Annotated in this window: 16 protein-coding genes; all 16 read right to left on the bottom strand. The window is 63.0% G+C overall.

Annotation, left to right across the window (positions count from 1 at the left end):
* Nucleotides 1–478 precede the first annotated feature (478 nt).
* Nucleotides 479–997 carry a S26 family signal peptidase gene (locus tag FZ983_RS24325; RefSeq protein ID WP_149226239.1) on the bottom strand — a complete coding sequence of 173 codons (519 nt, stop codon included), beginning with the start codon at nucleotides 995–997 and terminating at the stop codon, nucleotides 479–481.
* The gene (locus FZ983_RS24320; RefSeq protein ID WP_149226237.1) at nucleotides 994–1464 is read right to left on the bottom strand and encodes a hypothetical protein; all 471 of its coding nucleotides are present in this window, start codon (nucleotides 1462–1464) and stop codon (nucleotides 994–996) included. The genes FZ983_RS24325 and FZ983_RS24320 overlap by 4 nt, the downstream gene beginning before the upstream one ends.
* A complete protein-coding gene (traC, locus tag FZ983_RS24315) occupies nucleotides 1436–3886 on the bottom strand; it encodes a type IV secretion system protein TraC (protein ID WP_149226235.1) in 2451 nt (816 codons plus the stop codon). Before traC ends, FZ983_RS24320 begins: the two co-directional genes overlap by 29 nt.
* Nucleotides 3886–4611, bottom strand: a complete 726-nt coding sequence (locus FZ983_RS24310; RefSeq protein ID WP_149226233.1) for a DsbC family protein — start codon at nucleotides 4609–4611, stop codon at nucleotides 3886–3888. The genes traC and FZ983_RS24310 overlap by 1 nt, the downstream gene beginning before the upstream one ends.
* Nucleotides 4612–4815: 204 nt before the next feature.
* A complete protein-coding gene (locus FZ983_RS24305) occupies nucleotides 4816–8550 on the bottom strand; it encodes a hypothetical protein (protein WP_188092490.1) in 3735 nt (1244 codons plus the stop codon).
* Between the two features lie 289 nt (nucleotides 8551–8839).
* A complete protein-coding gene (locus FZ983_RS24300) occupies nucleotides 8840–10447 on the bottom strand; it encodes a thrombospondin type-1 domain-containing protein (RefSeq protein ID WP_149226229.1) in 1608 nt (535 codons plus the stop codon).
* Between the two features lie 213 nt (nucleotides 10448–10660).
* Entirely contained in the window at nucleotides 10661–12187 is a 1527-nt protein-coding gene (locus FZ983_RS24295; RefSeq protein ID WP_149226227.1) for a thrombospondin type-1 domain-containing protein, read from the bottom strand.
* A 242-nt stretch (nucleotides 12188–12429) separates the two neighbouring features.
* Complete coding sequence (gene traA, locus FZ983_RS24290; protein ID WP_247883952.1) at nucleotides 12430–12780, bottom strand: TraA family conjugative transfer protein; 351 nt, start codon at nucleotides 12778–12780, stop codon at nucleotides 12430–12432.
* Nucleotides 12781–12787: 7 nt separating this feature from the next.
* On the bottom strand, nucleotides 12788–13411 hold the full coding sequence (gene traV / locus FZ983_RS24285) for a type IV conjugative transfer system lipoprotein TraV (protein WP_149226224.1): 624 nt from the start codon (nucleotides 13409–13411) through the stop codon (nucleotides 12788–12790).
* Nucleotides 13412–13502: 91 nt separating this feature from the next.
* Nucleotides 13503–14987, bottom strand: coding sequence for a TrbI/VirB10 family protein (locus FZ983_RS24280; protein WP_211102976.1), 1485 nt, complete (start codon nucleotides 14985–14987; stop codon nucleotides 13503–13505).
* Complete coding sequence (locus FZ983_RS24275; protein ID WP_149226222.1) at nucleotides 14984–16198, bottom strand: type-F conjugative transfer system secretin TraK; 1215 nt, start codon at nucleotides 16196–16198, stop codon at nucleotides 14984–14986. Before FZ983_RS24275 ends, FZ983_RS24280 begins: the two co-directional genes overlap by 4 nt.
* Entirely contained in the window at nucleotides 16195–16848 is a 654-nt protein-coding gene (locus tag FZ983_RS24270; RefSeq protein ID WP_149226220.1) for a TraE/TraK family type IV conjugative transfer system protein, read from the bottom strand. The genes FZ983_RS24275 and FZ983_RS24270 overlap by 4 nt, the downstream gene beginning before the upstream one ends.
* A 16-nt stretch (nucleotides 16849–16864) precedes the next feature.
* Nucleotides 16865–17146, bottom strand: a complete 282-nt coding sequence (traL, locus tag FZ983_RS24265) for a type IV conjugative transfer system protein TraL (protein ID WP_149226218.1) — start codon at nucleotides 17144–17146, stop codon at nucleotides 16865–16867.
* 246 nt (nucleotides 17147–17392) lie between these two features.
* A complete protein-coding gene (locus FZ983_RS24260) occupies nucleotides 17393–18052 on the bottom strand; it encodes a DUF4400 domain-containing protein (protein WP_149226216.1) in 660 nt (219 codons plus the stop codon).
* The gene (locus tag FZ983_RS24255; RefSeq protein ID WP_149226214.1) at nucleotides 18042–18611 is read right to left on the bottom strand and encodes a hypothetical protein; all 570 of its coding nucleotides are present in this window, start codon (nucleotides 18609–18611) and stop codon (nucleotides 18042–18044) included. Before FZ983_RS24255 ends, FZ983_RS24260 begins: the two co-directional genes overlap by 11 nt.
* An 8-nt stretch (nucleotides 18612–18619) precedes the next feature.
* Entirely contained in the window at nucleotides 18620–20398 is a 1779-nt protein-coding gene (gene traD, locus FZ983_RS24250) for a conjugative transfer system coupling protein TraD (RefSeq protein ID WP_149226327.1), read from the bottom strand.
* Between the last annotated feature and the right edge of the window lie 5 nt (nucleotides 20399–20403).

The raw sequence follows: 20403 nt of genomic DNA, 5'->3' as shown, positions 1-20403 counted from the left end.
GAGTCCCCTACCCTCACAAAGGTCAGCCGCCCGCCGCCCAAGTACCCGAGAATGGCTGTCGTGGTGCCAGCATCCGACCCGCGCAGGGCCGCGTCAGCGTCAACAAGGATTGCAGCAAGATCATTTCCGGACGGAGGTCTCTCCATGGCTTCCAGCGCCCTTTGGACCGCCCTAAACAGGACGCGGGGAGCGCGGCACCCACGAGGCCCAGCGCCATCGGCCAAGAGCAGCAGAAGGCCATCTGGCGCCGGCAAGCAGGCGGCGATGTCGTCAGCGACGGCAGCGCTGGTCATCGGACGGACACACACCGTCACCGAACAGCCGTGTGGTCGATACTGCGCGTCCGCCGGCGGATCGGCGGGGAGAGCAGTGTTTGGCCGGTTTGGAGCGCTGGCGAGAGGCCCTTCGAACACTGGCTCCGCCGTTGTGGTAAGACGCCGAAGAAACGCGAGCATAAGGGACCTGTTTGTGCAGCGAGTCAGAAGAGGCGGTACGCTCGTCCAATGATCTGAGCGGCTGGTAATTCACCCCAGTACCGGCTGTCGTAGGAGTCGATGGTCCGCCCCATCACCCAAATCGATCCAGGCGACACCACCAGGTCGCGCACGAAGTCGCCTGCGGGCCGGCCGAGCGTGCGGGCAAGGGCCAGCCCCTCGCCCACCCTGGCTCCGTTGACAGTTACCGCAGCCTCATTGACGGCGATGCGATCACCGGACACACCGTCGATCACCTTCACCATCGTGGTGCCGTTCTTGAAGTAGGGCGCGAGCCCACTCGCCGCGAAAGCGACGAGCTGCCCACGCTCCACACTCCGATCCCAGCGATCGATGAGCACCACCCGCGTATCCGGCAGGCACCGGGAGATTTGCGGGTCGATCCCGATGCGATAGCGGTCAGTAACATAGGCGCCGGCGGCGTAGAGCGCCGCCAGCAGCGCTCCTGCTTTCAGGGCGAAGCGCCCCCACGGCTCCCGCTGGCGTGCGGCGGCGCCTGTCACTCCCTCTTCTCCTGGCTGCCGGGCTGCAGTGCCGGCTGCGACACCGGCTTGGCGCCGGCTGGCATCATCATGGCCTCGTCCGGGGCGGCAAGCACCGACTGGCCATCCAGAACGATGTAACCACCCTCCTGAAGCCGGCGAATATCACCGCGGACGCGACCCATCGCTGTCTCGATGACGTCGTTCGGTTGCCCCTGCAGCGCCGCTGCCATTTTCGTGAAGTCGACGACGATGACGGGAGGACGGGCTGCGATCTCCGCTTCCAGCAGTGCCACCCGATGCCCCATCCCGAGGTAGGCGACACCGACACTCACCACCACGGTGAGCACGAAGCGGAGCATGCCGTCGAGAATGTCCGGCTTGCGGCCCGCATTCTGGCGCGCCGCTGGAGCCGGAGAGGGCACACCGTCAGGTCCGGTGCTGGAGGCAGCCTGTGCGTCAGGCGGCGGAACGGCGGTTTGCACCATTTCTCTCCTCGATGAGCATGTAAACTGCATCCCGAACCGAAACACCCTGCGCGCTCAGGCGCTTAATGGCGTTCACCTCCTCGGCCTTTGTCGAGTAGATCAGCTGGCGGAACGGATCGACGATGAGCCGCCCAATGCCGCAGCCGTACGACGTGATGGCAAAGATCTCCGAGTACTCGCCCGGGACTGTGTGGACGGTTTTCAGCAGCTCATAACCGCCCTCGGTGAGCGGCAACCGGCTCTCCTTCTTCAGCGCGTCGATCGCTTCGGGCTTCTGACCCAGCAGGTACATGTTCGCGCTGTTCTCGACGATTGCCCGACCGGTCGGCGCTGCGTAGAGGTCGCCGACACCTTGCGTGATGGTCACGGCCGCGCCGCCGTATTTCCGGAAACGCCGGTAGCCATGCTCAATGAACTTGGCAACGTCACCCTGCATAAGCAGGTCCCATGCCTCGTCGATAATCACGAGCTTCGGACGGTCGCGTTCGCCGAGGTACATTTCCTGCTGGATCTGGTAAATCAGCTGCAGAAGGACGACCTGCTGGAGGTGCTTGCGCCCCTTCAACTCTTCGAGTTCCAGCACGGTAAACCGGTTGTTGAACGCGACGTTGTTCTTACCGTTGAAGTATTTTCCGTACTGTCCGCTTCTGGAGAAGCTGTAAAGCTGATGCCCGAGATCGCTGATGCGATTGTCTTCGCGTGCCTCTCCTTCTCGCAGGAACCACTCGATCATGTCATCCACGACCATCTGGTTCCCTTTAGCCTCCCATGTTTCGTGCAGCGCCCGTTTCATTTCCTGGGTCTGCAGATCACTGAGGCCTTCGGTCGGAGCAGCCATTGCGGCGAGAAGACCAACGAGAACATCCTCCTGATCCTCGAAGTCCTCGCCATCTTCGATCGCTTGAATCAGCTCGAAAGGATTCAAGCAGATTGAGGTGCCTTTGCCGAAGTGTATGAAGTCACCATCAAGCAGTTCGCACAATTTCTCATAGGATCGGCCAACGTCAATCACCCATACGCGCCCGCCCATCGATAGCGTTGACGAGATTAGCTCGTTAGTCAGAAACGACTTACCGGAGCCACTCTGCGCCGCAATGGTCGTGTTGTAGTTCGATGTGCTGTCGTACAAGGACAGTGACATCAGCTGGCCGTTGCGGCTGATGAGATTGAGAACCGGCGTGCCCGTGCCTCGCCAATCACCGAACACCGGCAAAAGCGGAACGGCCTGACGCGTGGCCATGGTTTTGTAGCGGAACAGCTCTTTGATTGCCTTCTTCTCCGCACCGAACGGCAGAGCGTTCAGAAAGATCGGGAGGCAGAAGAACTTGTCGGGCAGCAGGTTGTAGCCCATCTCGCCCCAATAGGCCTGAGCGCTCGACACAGCGCCTGTGGCGGCATCGTCATCGTCAGCAAACAGGGTCATGGACAGGCTGAGGCGGCAGGTCCGGTCACCGTCGTCCAGCGCCTCGAACAGGACGTCAAAATCGTCCTTCCTGTGCGCCAGCTTCGGCACGAAGATGCGCATGCGGCCAATGGCTTGATTGGTCGCCCATTGACGCTTCGTTGAAAGGCCCGCCTTGGCTTTCTGCGGGTCCGGATAATGAAGGCTGGCGCTGATCATGAAGGGAACGCGAATGCCACGAATCCCCTCCCACATGTCACCGATGAAGTTGGCTGCCTGCCCGAAATAGATGCGCTGCGGAAAGCGCTTGATCGACAGCGTGCGGACGCGGGTTTCGCCCAGCGACAGCCCTTTCGCGCTCACCTTCAGGTCGGTCTGATAGTCGAACACCTGATCCCGCAGCAGCTTGTCGGTTTCGATTTCGCTCGTCCCATCCAGGCGCCAGGAGGCATCCTTGCCCTGGTTGATGAGCGGCACCATCACGTCCAGCCATGCTTGCGACGTAAGGGGGATCGGCGAGAGGCCCACCGACTCAAGGCTCTTCTGCACCGTCACCTTCTGCTCGCTGGCCCGGTCCAGCTCGGCCTGGGTGGGTTCATGGCCGGACAGCGGGAGTTTGACCGTGACGAGAAGCTGGATGTCACGAACACGCAGCCCGCTGCGCTTCTCCACAGGGTCATTGACGCCGGCCGTCAGGAACTTCGCGCGTTGCTCGACCGTCTCCAGCAGCAGCGGGTCTTCCTGCCCGGCCCGGAGTTGGCGCATGTGGAACAGGGGCGGTTGAATGTTCTGCGAACCGAGCAGAATGAACTGGAGGATGGTGTCCGTCGGCCACGCATCCTTTAGCATCACGTTGAGGCGTTCGGCCGCCTTAGGATCACCAGAGGTGAGCGGTCGGCACATGAACCCAAAGCCGATGGTCTGGTCTGCGCAGTAGAAGATCTCGCTATCAGGCTCGTAGGCGAGCGGCATCAGCAGCTCGCCGCACCGATCGGCCTTGTAGCGTTGGTTCAGGGGCATTAGATGCGGCCCTCCAGCCAGCTGTCGAGGTCCTGGGGAAGCCCACCCTTGGTGCGGCCGTCCGGCGCGATCATGAAGGGAACACCCTTCACACCGACAAGCTGCGCCGTCACCAGTCGCTTCTGGATGGGCAGCAGGTTGCAGTTTTCGTTCTGCGGCAGGCTGTCGCGTATCGGACCGGCCATCAGCGCCGCAAGCGCCGCAGCAGGGTCGGTCGCGCAGGACACCATGCGCGTCAGCCGCTCGCTTTCCTGGCCGAGAACGGGGACGACGATGACCTGGAACGTGTACTTGCCTGCCAGCGCGGGCATTTGCTGCAAAACGCCGTGGCAGTAGGGGCACTTGGGGTCGACGAAGATCGTCACTTCCTTCGCACCGGAGCCGTAGCGGAATGCGCCCAACTCAGCCGGCGTCACACCCAGCTTGGAGAGCTGGACGCGGCTCGCGTTGTCGCGGAGGTCGGCCAGGCTGCTCACCCGCTTTCCAGTCCAAGTGTCGTAAAGCTCTCCGCGCACCACATAGCGGCCATTGTCGGAGATGAACGCCATCCCAGGAAAGCCCTCGCCCTCAACGGCGGTAAAGCCGCCGGAGGGGAGCTTTTCCATTGCCGTGATTCCGGCCGTCAGGGCGTTGCGATTGAGCTGGGCCTCGGTCTCGGCCGAGGCCGGTCCCAAGCTGCAGGACAGGGCCAGAAATGCGACCGAAAGTCCGAGTGCGAAGCGCACGGTAGTCCTCCAAGTGCAGGAAACTTCTGGCTTGGAGGCTACTCATTTCGGCTGTTTCTTCGCGCCGTCGAAAGACGTCTAAAACCAGCGTCTTTCGACGGCGTGACCATCCTTGACAACATGCGCAGATGATTGCGCGAGAGGCGGAAAAGCCTGGCGTCCTAAGCCGGAGCTTTGCCTCGCATCCTTACCGCTTGGGGGGAGCTAAGGAGTTGTCGGCGGGACTTCCGGCGGTTCGACCTCGGCCCCAGCAGTCACCTCCGGTGATTCCGCTCCGGAGTCATCAACCCCCCTCAGCGTCACAAGCGGGGTATCGCTGCGAGACAGCTTTGATACCGAGATCCGGTTGGAGTTGAAGGAAACCGGCTCGCCATCGAGCGTCCAGCGGTACCCTACGATGCGTCCGTCGTCGTCGCGGCAATCGGCATAGTAAATCCAGCCACTCGTCCACTCCCGCATGGTGGCGGTGCAGCGAGGCGGTGTGTTGGCCACTACGGTGACGGTCTGCGTGGCCCCAAAGCTCCATCCCATCAGCGTCTTCGCTCGCGCCTCCACCGTGTGCGTACCCTCGCCCAGGCTCATCTTCGAATAGGACCCGGCAGGCCCGGTCGGCGCGCCGTTCAGATAGTAGGCGAGCGATGTGATCCGGTCACTTGGATGGCCCCCCGTAATCGATGGCTTCAACGTTAGGTCCAGAGGGGCTCTGTAGTATGGGTTGGACGGAGACACTGCGAGCGTCATGTTGTAGTTCGGAGCGGCAAGCATGTTCACCGTCGTGGTCACCGTCGACGAATTGCCGCGAGCGTCGGAAACGGACGCAGAGAACGGATAGGCCCCCGGCGTCTCGGTTCGGACAACTCGCATCGTCTGGTTGGCGTCTTCGAGCAATGTGGCGGCCGGCGGTAGCGTCCAGCTGTAAGTCGGGTTGTCCAGCTGCATCGGCCGTCCGATCTGGCGCAGGCGCACCGTCACATCCGCCGGCGCATACTGTGAGCTTCTGGTCGGCTCCAGGCTGAACTCCGGCCAGACGTACTCCCAGACACGCACGCGCTTGTCTTCGCTGCCCAAGGTACCGTCGAATCCGACAATCTCAGCGTGGTAGGTGAGCGTCACCGTGTCAGCTGCCAGGTTCTCCGACGTAGGCCCCCAGGTCAGCAGCGGCCCATCGACACGAGTCCCGTCGGGAAGTGTCCACCACCCACGCAGTTCCACATCCATGTTCCGGTAGGGCAGGCCCATCACGCCGCGGAACGTGCCGGTCTGCGGGTACTCGACACGCGCCGGGCCAACGATGCGGATCATCGGCGGACGAACCGGCACGAAGTTGACGCGCCGCCGCAGTTCACGCCACGCAAACGGGTCGTCGGCAGGCGCGTCCAGCATACGGGCGCGGGCGACCAGAACCATGCGCTCCGGCTCGTTGCGGGTGACGTTGAATTCCAGCTTGCCGGGGGTGAAGGATTTCCCGGCATCCAGCGACCACTCGACCGAGACTTGCTCGTCGGTTACCGGCTCGCCCTTGTGCGTGAGCAGCAGCTTGTAATGACCATTGCCGCCGAGGAAAACGTGCTCGGGGCCGTCCAACTTGCCCTGCGGCACGTCGTAAGCGATGACATGGATCGGGTCTGTCGTGTGTTCCGCACCGGAGAACTTGTTCTGGAGGACCGCACGCACATCGTACTCACCTTTCGGGAACGTGTACGACAGGCGCATTTTGTTGTTCCGCATTGGGGGAACAACGCTCCACGTCGATCCACCATCAGCGCTCACCTGCCAGGTCACGGTGCCCAGGGCAGTAGCATCCAGGCGGTGATCGAGGGCAAGACTAAAGATGGAAGTGAGCGGTGCTTCACCGGTGATCCGGCGTGCCGTCAGGCCGGCGCCGATCGCACCGCCCTTGACGACGGTGAGGTTCAGCGGCCGGATCGCAAATTCGGTGCGCGAGTATTCCGGAACCGGCGACTTGACGCGCGCCTCAGCCGTGAGGCGGACGTAGCCGGTGTCGAAGGTGCCCTCCGGCAGCGTGAACGAAACGTCGCCGTTGTCCGCCGAGACGAATTCGGTCAGCGGCTCGGTCGTCTGATAATCGATGTACTTGACGAGGCGGACCTCCCACACGCCCATCGTCTCGGCATTGTAGCCCGCCTCCTGTTTGTAGACGTCCCGAATGCCCACCGCGACCGGCAGGTCCTGGGTGTCCAACATGAACGTTGTCGGCACCGTAACGACGGGCTTGATGTTGGCATTAGGAACAGCGAGCAGTTCGAACGTACGCTCGGACTTGTTATCGGGCATCTGGGAGTAGCGGGCCTTCACGGTCCAGGGTGTGCGGCTCCACAGCTCCGCCTCTACCGCGTTCAGGCGCCGCTGTATCTCCCTCGTCTCTCCCCAGGGGGAGGCATCGAACTCACCATCCTCGATCACCTCGCCTCCGCGCACGACCGAGACACGGTAGACTGCGTTAGCTCCTTTGATCACGGAGTTGCCGGCGTAGCCGCCGTCACGCGAGACCGCGTAGAGACCGTCTTTTAGAACGGTCAGCATGTCCTCCGTGATTGCCGGCACCGGGGGCTCAATCACGTTATACGCAAACGATCCTTCTCCAGCCGGGATCTTGGAGCCCAGCGGGGTGATGACATCGACCTTCCACCGCACCTCCTGAGTGCCGGCCTGCTCCAGTGCCCCCTTCAAGTAGGGGCGCACCCAATACTGATCCTGGGACAGCGTGTTGGGCAACGCCGTCCATGTCAGTGCACAGCGCACCACCGCATCGGAGGACCGATACTCTGCCCCCTCATAACTCCAATACGTGTCGCAGGCCGGTCCCGCTGACTGCTTCAACATCACGTCCAAGGGCTGGACCAGCCGGTAGGCGCGATCTGACGAACGCTGCGGCTGGTAGGCGAGAAGATTGCCGATGGGCGTAACAGTGAGCGTCGCCGTACCCGACGCTACGCGCACCTGCACATCGTTGGGATCGACCAAGCTGATCTTGTAGCCGACGTCGTACGCTCCGTGGACCCACATGCGTCCCTCTGCCATGGGCGTCAGCGCGGTTACGGGCTTGAGGTCCGTCGGCAGTGGTTCCCACTCAACGAGACACTTCGGCGCGGCCAGTGCGTCACTGGATCGCGCGGTCGAACGGCTGGACGTCAGTTCGCATCGGTTTCCAGCGACCGGCTCGACCTTGAGCTTCGCCATGTCAAATGCCTGACGCACGGACCAGGACTCAGCCTTCATGGCAACATGCGGCACCCAGGTGTTCACCCGGAGATCAACGCCAGGGCTGTTCGGAGCGACAGTGGTGATCCAGAGCCGAGCCTGCCCTTCCCGCCCGTCGTCCGCCGCCATCATAGGCAACGAGAGCTTTCCCGACGCGGTGGAAAAATCATAGGAGCCGATCGGCACACCCACATCGCCGGGATTTATCCTCACGCCGGCAATCACCAGCGAGACATTTGAGTCCTTGTGCATTGAAACGCGCATCTCGTGCGTGCCGCCAAGCGTGACCCCATTTGGGAGTTTCCAGGCGTCTGTGGTCAGCGGATTTAGACGAGCGCCGTTACGGAAGCTGTGTTGAACCCCTGGGATCCAGATTTCGTTGGCGGCCGCTGTCACGACGGGAACGGTGGCTGGCGCGTATGTGATCGTCCACTCCCGGGTGGCCGACGCCCCATTCCCATCTCTCGTCGTCGCAGAAAGCTTGTAATCACCCACCCAGGAAGACGGGAGAGGATTATCGGTGATGATCTTGTAGCCCTCGGCGCGGTTGGCGAGGGTCAAGATCACAGGATCACCAGTTACATTGGTTCCCGGTCCGATTACTTTGAACGACGCGGCATCGCCCGCACGATGCTCGATGTGAGGCGCTGTGCCGCCATAACTCTCAGCCATTGCAACGCCGCTGGTGATCAGCAGAACAGCGCCGATAGTCGTCACAACGGCGAGGGCTGTGGACCTCAGCCGGTTGGCGTGTTCATGGAGAGGAGCGCCGCAAGACCGTGCCCGCGATATGCACCGTCGCCAGGACTGAGGCCAGTTCCCCCTGTTCGCGGAAGTCAACGATTGCACAGCTTCGAATCTCCTTGCCATTCGGCCCACGACCCCAAGAGCAGTTGCAGCCGACACAGCCGCGGCGCAGGTTGTTGATGCCAGCCTGTCGAGGGCGCCGCAGGTGTTGGCGCAGTCCCCCCAGTAGACGGTGTGCGAGTTCACCGCTAGGCAGCGCTTATTGGCAGCTGCCATTGCACTGGATCCGACCATCATTAACGCCACAGCAGATGCTGTTCCCTTCAGAGCAGGACGTTATCCATCCGCCGCGGTACTGCTCGCACGTAGACGGCGTGGCGATCCAATTACCGCAGGAGTCTCCATAGGTGGACTGGCACCAATACCGGGCGCAGGCCTGGCCCATATTTCCAACACAACACCCATGCGTGTTGCAGCTCTGAGAGTCGTTTGGCCGGCTGCCCCAGCCGCAGTTGCCGCCATCGACCGACGCACCGTCGGAGCGTCGGCACCAAACCGAGCGCGACTGGCTGCCGCCGCCGCACGAGGCAGAGCAACCGCCCCAGCCGTCCGCCACCCAGGAGTACGAGCAGCCTGAATAGTTGGTGCAGCTCTGAGAGTCGTTTGGCCGGCTGGCCGAGCCGCAGTTGCTGCCATCGACCGAGGTTCCGTCTGAGCGCTCACACCAGACCGAGCGGCTCTGGCTGGAGCCTCCGCAGGCATTGGCACAGGCTCCCCAGTTGCCGCTCCGCCAAGCGTAGGTGCAGGTGGCGTAGCTGGTGCATGCTTCCACCGTTTGCGGTTTCCCGGAGCCGCAGAAGCTGTCGGCAACGGCTACGCCATCAGAGCGCTCACACCATACCGACCGTGAGCGGCTGGACGTGCCGCAGGCGTTTTCACAGGCTCCCCATGCAGCGGTCTTCCAGGCAACGGGCAGAAAGCCCGTAGCTGTCCCTGCGAGCGCAACACTGGGCTGGTTGTGGTTCGCGAGCAGGAGCGTGCCGGCATAGCTGCCATTGCGATCGGCGCGTGCTCGGACCGTGACATCGCAGGACGCGCCTGCCCCAAGAGACTGTCCCGAGCACGCGTTGCTGACGAACTCGAAGCTGCCTGGATTGTCTCCACCGAACAAAGCCACGAGCATGTCCGTGGACTCTTCGGTGGACGTGTTGGTGATCCGGAACGTGGCCGGGGTCGACACGCGCCATTCCCCTTGGGTCTGCCCGGCGACGTTCAACGATGTGGGTGCGCCCGCGATGGACGTGATCGTCAGGTTGGGCAGATCGAAATGCCGCGCCGTGCCCGACAGCGGCACGTCCATCGTGTAGCCGCCGGTGCTCAGGCGCAGTGTCCCGGACAATGGGCCGAACCAGCTGGCGCGCGGCTGCACTGTCACCTGGCAGGTGCTTCCCGCATCGCCCGGCGGCCCGAGCAGGGCGCCGGAGCAGTTGTCGCCTGTGATCGTGAAGTGTTCCGCCCCGGCGCTGATCGTGGCGGCGAGCGGCTTGTCCATGTAGAGACCCAACGCCTCGGCCCGCCCGGCGCTGCGCCCGCCATTCTGCAGCATCACGCCTGTCGCCGCCGCCGGCGCACCATCGACCGAGAGCACCAGATCACGAAAGTCCGTGATGGTGACAGCGCCGCCGCTTACCACCGCGTCCGGCCGCGGCGCGGCGGGGCTGACAACGCTCGGATACGTCGCGCCCTCCGGCCCCGTGGCCTCCCCTGCATTCTTCACCCGCAGCTCAAGCGATGGGCCACTCTGCGCCCAGGAAGCGAGCGGCATGGCGATGATCGAGAGCAGCAGGGCCGCGGTGACTTTTCTCATAGACCCTCTCCAGCACAGCCCGAACCTGCCTGCCGACGGCGGCTACGCGCAGCCTGGAGAGTTCCACAACGCAGCCATTTTTCGCGCCGCTGAAAGGCACCTAAAACCATCGTCTTTCGGCGGTGTCGCCGCTCTTAGCGTAAGCGGAGGTTACGAACCCCGGAAGACAGGCCTTGCGATAGGCAATGCCGCCACGGCCGGGCACAACTCGCCTTAGTAGCGGAAGTCAACGGTCGCACAGGATTGAATGTCCTCACCATTCGGCCCACGAGCCCACGAGCAATAGCGACCGACACAACCACGGCGCATGTTGTTGCCATCATCGCAGACCCAGCGGTCATAGTTTCCAAATGCGTAGCCGCCGGGCCAGTCGTGATCGCCGGCAATGGCACAGTTCCCCTCAAACGTCTGCCGGCCAGCGTATGGAGTGACGTTGATAAACTCGATGCGGAACTGGCCACATCCTTCGGGCGCCGGAACGGAGGAGGGGAATTGCATCGCGATCCTTGGGCAGGCATGCGTATTACACTGCTCGCTCGACGCCGGTGCAGACCCACAATAGCTCCCATCCACTTGCTCGCCATTTGATCGGCGACACCAGACCGACCGGCTGCGCCATCCGCCACCGCACGACGCGGAGCAACCTCCCCAATCGCCCACCTGCCAAGCGTAGGTGCAGGTGGCGTAGCTGGCGCATGCTTCCACCGTTTGCGGCTTCCCGGCCCCGCAGAAGCTGTCGGCAACGGTCACGCCATCAGAGCGCTCACACCATACCGACCGTGACCGGCTGGATGTGCCGCAGGCGTTGTCACACGCCCCCCATACGGCGGTCTTCCACGCCACCGGCAAGAAGCCCGTAGCTGTCCCTGCGAGCGCAACACTGGGCTGGTTGTGGTTCGCGAGCAGGAGCATGCCGGCGTAGCTGCCATTGCGATCGGCGCGTGCTCGGACCGTGATATCGCAGGACGCGCCTATCCCCAGGGATTGCCCCGAGCACGCGTTGCTGACGAACTCGAAGCTGCCTGGATTGTCTCCACCGAACAAAGCCACGAGCATGTCCGTGGCCTCCTCGGTCGACGTGTTGGTGACCCGAAAGGTGGCTGAGGCGGACACGCGCCATTCCCCTTCGGTCTGCCCGGCGACGTTCAACGATGTGGGTGCGCCCGCGATGGACGTGATCGTCAGGTTGGGCAGATCGAAATGCCGCGCCGTGCCCGACAGCGGCACGTCCATCGTGTAGCCGCCGGTGCTCAGGCGCAGTGTCCCGGACAATGGGCCGAACCAGCTGGCGCGCGGCTGCACGGTCACCTGGCAGGTGCTTCCCGCGTCACCCGGTGGCCCCAGCAGGGCGGCGGAGCAATTGTCGCCCGTGATCGTGAAGTGTTCCGCCCCGGCGCTGATCGTGGCGGCGAGCGGCTTGTCCATGTAGAGACCGAGCGCCTCGGCCCGTCCGGCGCTGCCCCCACCATTCTGCAGGGTGACACTGGTCACCGCCGCCGGCGCACCATTGACCGAGAGCACCAAATCACGAAAGTCCGTGATGGTGACGGCGGCGCCGCTCACCACCGCGTCCGGCCGCGGCGCGGCGGGGCTGACAACGCTTGGATACGTTGCTCCTTCCAGCCCCGTGGCCTCCCCGGCATTCTTCACCCGCAGCTCGAGCAATGGGCCACTCTGCGCCCACGCGGCGAGCGGCATGGCGATGATCGAGAGCAGCAGCGCCGCGGTGACTTTTCTCATAACCCCCTCCAGCACGGCGCGAGGCCGCCATCCGAGGGCGGTTACGCGCAGCCTGGAGAGTTCCACAACGCAGCCTTTCTTCGCGCCGCTGAAAGGCACTCAAAACCATCGTCTATTGGCGGTGCCTCCGCGCGTCGCGTGAGTGTCCGCCTGCTACTGTGGGGCTCCGAGCGGACATAGTAAAAGGGCGCCTCCGGTGTGGAAGCGCCCTTGTTGCCTGTCCACCCGTCCGTGCAGATGTCCTAGATGGGCAGCACCGGAGTGGTCGCGACCACTTCCGAGACTTGCACGGGCAAAGTACCGGTCATGATCGAATCGATCACGGTGGGGGTGTTGTAAAGACCCATGCCCGAGCCAACTCCGAGGCCCAGCGGCATCAGGCTCTGGCGAGCGACGCCGCCGACCAAGCCGACGACGACCATGGAGCCGGCGATGATGCGGCCGAGCGTTCCTTGGGTCCAATCGGTCAGCGTCAGCCAGATGTCGTCGAACGCCGTGCCGCCTGTGCCAGCGAACACATCGCCCGCGGTAAAGGCGACGATCAGCGCGAGCGCCAGCGCGACCTGCGTGTTGGGGTGAATGCGGTGCTTCATGGTCTTGCTACTTCCCTTGCTTTACGGGGATTGAGGAAACGTGCTCCGACTTGTCCGCAGCTTTTGCCGGCCGGACCGGGGCGCTATCGTGGGCCGGCGGCTTCGCCTTGGGAGCAGTCGCTTCAAGGGGCCGGAAGGCCGACGGGGAACCGGACGCCGCGTCGGGCAGACCGACCTGCCACTTGCGCGGCTCGACCTCGCTAAAGACGAGGCCCGGCATATGCAGATCACCCTTGTTGTCCTGATACGGGGCAATCCAAACACGCATGACGACAGCGGGTGTGCGGATCGGCACACGGCCATCGTCGGTGTAAGCCACGGGCGTCGCGCCGTAGCCAACCGGAGAGCCGCCGAGTGCCGACGGGTCGGACGCTGCCGCTTTCCGCATGGTTTGGACCAACCCGGTCTCCGCCGCGCTTTCCGTGTTGCGCTGGGCCTCCTGGCTTAACGTCAAGCCGTTCACCGCATCGCGGGTATTTGTCAGCTCATAGACCTCCCGGGCGCTCTTGCAGGAGACACCTTGCGGCATTCCCGAGCAGCTGTAATCGCCAGCCCCGATCCCGAGGTTGGAGCACGCGCCAAGGAGGAGCGGCGCCAGGCAGGCGATAACCTTCGAGGAATTTAGGCTCATTTCTCGCAACCTTGTTTCGGGGGCAGTTTGCCGCGTTCTGATTTTTCTCGCGCCGCCGAAAGACAACGACTTTCAACGTCTTTCTCAAACATCAACGTGGCCCATTACCGGCCATACCGCCGGCACCGTTGCCACCAAACCCGAACATCGACCCCAGGAGCCCGGAAGTTCCTCCCGCGGCGCCGGAGCCTTGTTGCCCTTGGCCCGGCAACCGCATGTCCTGGAGCGCCTGCTCCTTCCCCTTCTTCTTGAAGGTCAAGCTGATGCCACGAGTTGCGATGAGGTCGATCTTGCGGCCTGCATCCACCTCGATGATGGGAAAGATGTTGGACGCCATGTCGAGATAGAACTGAGCGATCTTGTCGAGCGCGGACGATGCGCCGCCGAAAGCAGCGGACCGCAGCGATTGCTCACCCGCAAACACGTCAGCATACTGCGACTTGCCCGTGTTGCTGGTTGCCAGGACCGGGACCGGCTTCACATCGAACGCTTTGCTCACACCATCAAGAAAGCCAGCCATCAGCGCGCGGCCGATCACCTGTCCCTGCTTGCTCACCAAGCGCCCGCGGATGCCTGCCTTACCGTCTTCGCCAACGGCATAGGCCGGGAAATTTGCTTCGAGCACCTTCCCTTGCTTAGTGACGCAGCTGATCGTCTCTCCGCGCAAATACGCGCGCTCAGAGGACAGATCACCGAAGCCCGCAGCGAGCAGGAAGCACTCCTTCACGTCCGCCTTCCAGCGGTTCGGCAGGATGGCGTCATGCTTAATGCGCAGGAGGGCGGGAAACGGCTCCTTCCGGGCACTGTTTCCCGTGGGGGCATCCATGCCGGTGATGAGGGTGCCGGAGAAAATGGAGCCGGACGGGAGATAGTTCTGCGCAGTTTCCTCCTGGATCTCGTCCACCGGGGTCTCTGGCACCTCCTCAACCACCACCCGGATGTCGCCGGCAGCCTGTGACCCGGATGCGGCGGCGTTGGTACGCTCGACCTTGGCACCGTCAGCTTGCCCCTGCCCTGAAGGCTGGCCGCTCTTTTCGTACATCTCTGCCGAGCTCGGCGGTGCGGTAGGCGGGCGAAGAGCTGCGGGCGTCGGCCCCGGACGCTGCGCCATCTCGGTAGGCGCACGGCCGATAGGCGAGCGGCCGCCCTGCGCCGGCACCGCGCCTTTCTCCTGATCCGCGAGCTTTTGCTGAAGGTCGCCGACACGCTTCTGCAATTCCTGAAGCTGCATATCCGACGCAGACCGATCCGGATCGCTGGACTGCGCCGGTTCGCGCTGCTTGCGTTTCAGGTCCTCCTCCAGGCGCTCGATCTTCTGTTCCTTCTTCGCCAAGTTGGTTTCGAGGTTCTCGATCCGCGCGGCCATGCTGTCGAGAGACACCTGCCGCGTGTTCTTATCGAGCAGCACATTTTCCTGGATCGCGTTCGGGTCCTTGCGCGACGCGCGGACTCGATCGCCCGGCTGGAAAATCGCGACAAGCGTGATCAAGCACGTCGCGATCGCACCGACGGTTACCACCCGACGGAGCGTCGGATTCGCGTTCCGCCAGTGCTCAGTGATATTCAGTACGCTCACCGGACCGCTCCCGCTCGTGTCAGCAGCGACGGCCGACGCGCGTCGGTGTCCGACGGCAGTGCTGGGCGACGGATCACGAAAACCTCAGTGGACTGACCGGCGGCGAGAACGTTGTTCGGCCAATATGCGACCGCTGCGACGTTCGGTCCGGCACACCAGGGCTCGGCCAGTTCGACGGACGATCCTGACTGGTTGGAGACAACGCCGATGACGACCTGCAGGTGTGACCCTTCCATCACCTGACCGCCACCAAACTGGAACGTGACACCGGCCGGCCCGGTACACCCGACGGTCTGTTCGCCACGCTCCATGTCGCGCATTTGATAGCCGCTGGGCACGGTGCCGAGTGCAATCTCACGCATGATCGACCGGATCGTTTCGACGTACGGCTGACTCTCCTCCCAATGCTGCGCCTTCTTGTTGCCAGCCACGGCTGCGCCGGCCGCGCCAACCCCGCCGGCGGCAAACGAGGCATTCCAGACACCACCGCGAGGCAGCTGCAGCTGGATTTCGCGCGGGGGAACGCGCCGGGGCACGAGGGCGAGCGGAATCGCCACGGACTCATCTCCCTTCGGCGTGATGAAGATCGTCGCAGGCGAAGTGGTGGACACGTAGACGACGTTTCCGGAAACCTTGAACTTGGCATCGCTTGTCGTCATGACCGCCGGTTCGGCAAACGGCGTTACGATGCGGTTCGCGTGCCCCTCCGCCACTGCCAACAGCTCCGTGGTGCCAGGGCGGATGGTGATAACGGCCGGCTGGGTCATCGCAGCCAGATCCTCGGGCGGTGGAGCCGCGCTTGGAGCAACGACACTGGAAGGCACGGCCGGAAGCTCCACTGCGCTTTCAACCTTCGGAGCCGCCGCGGTGCCGGACCGAACCACTGCCTGCGTCGTGGCGGGAGTGGTCGGAGATGCCGAGCGCGGCGGGGTCGTGGCGACCGGCGTTGCCGGTGCAGCACCCTTGGAAGCTTGAGAAGGCAGCGTTACGTTGGGCTTCCCACCGCGCGCGTCAATCTCCTCCTGGATAGCCTTCTGCAGGGTGTCCAACTCGGAGGCCGGAGCGGCGGCCTTGGAACTATCGTAGGCGGCCTCAATCTCACTCAACGGCGCCACCGGAAGCTCCGGAGTTTGCGCCTGTGCGATCTGGTGTCCGACGAGAACGGCGAAGGCGCTCACGCTGGCCAGGATAATGGGCTGGACCCGCTTCACGGCTTGTTCTCCTGGTTCTTGCGAGCCTTCAGATCTTCGATCCGCTGGGCACGCTCCTGAATTTGCTGCCGGCGCTCCCTCTCTGCGGAGGTCTGCGCGGCTCCCGCGTAGTTCGTAACCGAGGTGATCTGTGGCCGGAAGTTCCGTACGGTCCACGTGTACTCGTAGGTTGCCTCCTCACGCTTCTCATCGGCAGAAGGCCCCGTTACGACGCGATATCCGGTGACGAAATACTTGCTCGTCTCCCGCTCATAGATGATTTTGCGCGGATCGAAGCGTGCGGTGATCCGGTTGTGTTTGATTTCGTCGATGGTGCTTTCCACAGACTTCATAACTCCGTGGAAGATGTCCGGAGCCAGTAGGGGCTCCAGACCCTTGCGCACGAAATCCGCATTCGCTGGCGTGATGTTGCCGAGCAGCATGGACGTCGACCACGACCAAGCCTCCAGATAGTCCTGATTGGCGGACGATCGCGAAACCTCGACGGCCTTGGTCAGTTCCGGCGGGGCGATCACCACCGTCTTGTCTTTGGCGATGGCGTTGATGGCCAGCAGGAGGGCGACGCCGAGAAGGCCGAGGTTAGCTGCCCTCTGGAACCTGTTCTCAGCTCTGGCCCCCTGCCAGGACGCCAGAAAATCCTTCAAATGCATCTGTGCGTGTCCCGGCTCAAGGCTTGTAGTGATCGGCGAACGGATTGCGGATAGTGCGCGCGCTCGTGGGCATCAACCCGATCCAATAGAGCAGGTGCTGCAAGTAACCGTCCGGGTGCCCGTCGCGAAATCTCTTGTAGAGAGACGAGGCGGCAAAGCCGAGCGCCGTCATGATCAGCACGTTTCCAGTGAAAATACCGATGACGTGGAGGAGCACGATGGGCGCAAGCTCATCGGTGTTCCACAGGAGAACCGTTGGTGGTTCGTCGATTTGTCTCGGAAGCTGTACCGGACCCATGTGCCAATCCCCTTGCACGTCTGGCGCATTTATGCCCGTTTTCGGCGCGGCTTCGCGCCGTTGAAAGACGCTGGAAAACGCTGCCTTTCTCGGTTGCGCGGACCAATCGGACGTGCTCCGCAAGGGCGCGTTCTTACCTCGTCCATCTCCGACGAGGACCGGCGGCTCCGCCAATGACAAAGGGCCGGAGACAAGCTCCGGCCCAGCCGCTCAACCCATCGCGCCAGATGCAAAGGTCGGGGGCGGTCAGATGCGCTTCATCGTGTGGGACGCCACCAACATCAGCAATAGACTTACGGCGATGAAGAAGAACGGCGCCAGCAGGGGCGGGATCGGCACCGGTAGGAGGAGCGCCATGGGCAAGCCGACCAGCAGCCACTTTGCGGTCGCCGCCGCATAGCCGTGCACCAGCGGCGAGGGGTAATCGAACGTGTACTGTTTGCGCCGCCAGCTCATCATGCCGTCTAGGACCGCCGGAACTAGGAACAGCGGCACCACGGGGAGCCATAGCACCACGGCCGCAAGCCGGACGAACAGCCGCTGCAGCGATCCGAACACAGCATCCAACCCGGCCTTGATCATCGGAAAGTAGAGGTTCGCCCCAAGCGCTTCCAGGCCGCGGCTCTCCACGATCTTGTCCTGCGTCGGCAGGAAGAACTCGTAGACATTTCGCTCGACCCCGGTGTCACGGAAGATAGTCGCATAGGCACCGAAGCCGCTCTTCTCGATCCACAGCGTCGCGTTGAGGCCGAGTTCGGCGAGGGACCACTGACGCTCCACACGCGTTAGCCAGTCCAGGGCGTCCCGTCCCAGCATCGGTGTCAGCACGGCGATCATCACGAACTCGCCCAGGATAAGCCAGAGCAGCCAGCGTGCCCAGGTGGTGTTCTGTGATTCAGCCGCCATGGCTGGCCTCCTTGAGGATGTCGCGGTGCGTCGCCGTCAGGGCGAAGTCAGCAACGGCCGCGGTGATCTGTGCCGCCGTTTGGGTGCGGTCGCCGGAGCGTAGGGTGTAGCGCGCCACGTCCCGGTGGGCTGCGCCTAGCCAGAGCAGCATCGGAGCCCCCCGACCAGGAGCCCACGTCCGGTCGCCGCTGTCCGTCACAGTAATCCCGGCGAGCACCCGCCCAACTTCTGAAAATGCGGCGTCGGTGAAGGCGAGAAGGCGCAGGTCATCGCGCTGAAGCATGGCCGCGTCGTAGGCATCATAGGCCCTGTCCAGAGCACGGTGCAGCAACGGAAGTGGCGCGCCGCCCCGCTTGAGCGGGGGCGCCGTAAAGGCGTCCGTGATGTACTCGGCCATCCGCCGCTGTATCTCCGCGCTGCAAGGCCAATCCATCTCGAGCCGCCGAATGACGGCCATGATGCGCTTGCGGTCAGCGCGGAAGGTCCGAAGCATCTCGCATGGATCATCGGATGACGGGCATGTCAGCCCGATCGTCATGGCGCTTTCCATGGCAATCATCGCGCCAGCTACTCCTTGAGAATCGGCAGGCGGCCCTTGAGCAGGCGTCCGCCTGAGACTTTGGCGACGAACTCCAAGTTCGGGAGCTGACCCAGCAGGGCCGGGGTGAACAACTCCGCTTCCTCCTCCATAAGGCGTTCGCCGGCGTTGCCGCCAAACTGCATGGTCTCGTGACCGCCGGTGCCGATCGAGGACCCTTGCGTGGTCATGACGTATTTCACCCGGACGGTTGGCAGACCGTCGGTGATGTAGGTCTGCGTTTCGTTGTCGGTCACGCGCAGGGAGATCAAGTTGTTGACATTGCCGAGCACCTGGCGGGCCTTGGGTTCGGAGCCCAGCCGTGTCACGAAATCAGCGAAGGTCTGCGTGGCGATAAGCAGCCGGAGTTCGGCGCCGCGGCCTTTGTTCAAGATCTGGATGAGCGGGTCGTTGACCACCTCGGCCGCTTCATCGACGAAGATGTTCACCGGCGTGTTGTTGACACCATAGTTGTAGCGGTCGCCGGCGACACTAGCGAGGTCGGCGAGCAAGATCGACCCGATTGCCGAGCCCACCATCGCGTCGGTCAAGCTGTCCAAGCCGATGTAGCAGACTTGTCCCAGATTGATGACGCTCGCCATATCCACAATCGGTCGCTCATCAAAGTCATTGTTGCGGTTTGGCGAAAGCAAACCGCCCATGTGCCCGGATGTAAGCTGCCCAAGAAGAGGCAAAAGAGAGGCAATCATTTTCCCGAAATGGGTCCTGTCGTGTTCGAACATACTGAGCAGACCTTCTAGGTCTGTATTCGGCGCTCGGTGGTGTACCTTCTCGCGATAATACCGGATCAACGCCAGCGCTTTGCCGTCCTTTCCCTTTGCGTTGCTCAGAAATGGCTTTGCCTCATCTTCCCACATCTCGATCTGCTTCTCGCACCAGATCGAAACAGATCTGATGACCAGATCGTCCAGCCCACCTTCCAGATGGGACCGTATATTGACCAGGTTCGGCTGGCGCCCGGTAAGCACCAACCCCTGGACGACATTGTTGAGCGCCATTTGAGCGTAGGACTTGAAGGGGTCCGCCGGCCCCTCGCCGGGCAGCAGGTTGGCGATGCGGCTCGCCAGTTCTGTAGCGCGCGAGAAGTTCTTCATCGGGTCGATGCGGGCGCTCTTTTCTGGAAAGCCCGGATGGAACCAGACGAATTTCTCCGGCTTTCCCAACGCCGCGCAGGCCCGCTGCGCGTTCTCGCGCAGTTCCCGATCGCCCTTTGGGTCGATGATGATGACCGATTCACCGCGCAAAATGGCTTGTGTGACGAGCAAGTCGAACAGCCGGGTCTTGCCCGAGCCTGTCGTTCCAACGACCAGCAGGTGTCCCTTCGTATCGTTGATCGGAAGCTGCAGGTCTTCCTCGGACATGGAGACGCCGTGGATCCACGGGGCCCCCATCTGCTCGACCTTCGGCAAGATCTTCGATTTGTCGCGCTTCAGGATCTCGTAGCACAACTGCGTGTGCGGCTGATCCCATTCGAAACCGTTTCCCAGCCAGATGGCTCCGGGTTTCATGTGCGCCTGCAGTTCCTTGATCGACGCGAACTTGAGACGCTTTCCAGCAAGACGGGCCTTCCTTTGGTGATGGCGCCACGCCTGGTAAGCACGGTGCACGCCCATGCCCCCGCCGAGTGCCGCCATCCAGGCAAAGGGCGAGAGTGGAAGACCAGAAGCAGCGCCAATGGTCAGGCACAGGGATGCACTCGCACCCCATCCCGCAGCTGCGGCCAATTCGAAGTTTGGGCGCCACGGCATTTCAT

Source organism: Azospirillum sp. B21 (genome assembly GCF_008364825.1).
Classification (GTDB): Bacteria; Pseudomonadota; Alphaproteobacteria; order Azospirillales; family Azospirillaceae; genus Azospirillum.
Note: the sequence above shows the minus strand (reverse complement) of the source record. Positions and strands in the feature narration are given on the sequence as shown.

Bases quoted from the DNA above. Each gene is read 5' to 3' on its own strand.
- FZ983_RS24295 (WP_149226227.1), bottom strand. From the start codon at position 12,187: ATGAGAAAAGTCACCGCGGCGCTGCTGCTCTCGATCATCGCCATGCCG.
- FZ983_RS24270 (WP_149226220.1), bottom strand. From the start codon at position 16,848: ATGCATTTGAAGGATTTTCTGGCGTCCTGGCAGGGGGCCAGAGCTGAG.
- traA (WP_247883952.1), bottom strand. From the start codon at position 12,780: ATGAAGCACCGCATTCACCCCAACACGCAGGTCGCGCTGGCGCTCGCG.
- FZ983_RS24255 (WP_149226214.1), bottom strand. From the start codon at position 18,611: ATGATTGCCATGGAAAGCGCCATGACGATCGGGCTGACATGCCCGTCA.
- traD (WP_149226327.1), bottom strand. From the start codon at position 20,398: ATGCCGTGGCGCCCAAACTTCGAATTGGCCGCAGCTGCGGGATGGGGT.
- FZ983_RS24320 (WP_149226237.1), bottom strand. From the start codon at position 1,464: ATGGTGCAAACCGCCGTTCCGCCGCCTGACGCACAGGCTGCCTCCAGC.
- FZ983_RS24300 (WP_149226229.1), bottom strand. From the start codon at position 10,447: ATGAGAAAAGTCACCGCGGCCCTGCTGCTCTCGATCATCGCCATGCCG.
- traL (WP_149226218.1), bottom strand. From the start codon at position 17,146: ATGGGTCCGGTACAGCTTCCGAGACAAATCGACGAACCACCAACGGTT.
- traV (WP_149226224.1), bottom strand. From the start codon at position 13,411: ATGAGCCTAAATTCCTCGAAGGTTATCGCCTGCCTGGCGCCGCTCCTC.
- traC (WP_149226235.1), bottom strand. From the start codon at position 3,886: ATGCCCCTGAACCAACGCTACAAGGCCGATCGGTGCGGCGAGCTGCTG.
- FZ983_RS24260 (WP_149226216.1), bottom strand. From the start codon at position 18,052: ATGGCGGCTGAATCACAGAACACCACCTGGGCACGCTGGCTGCTCTGG.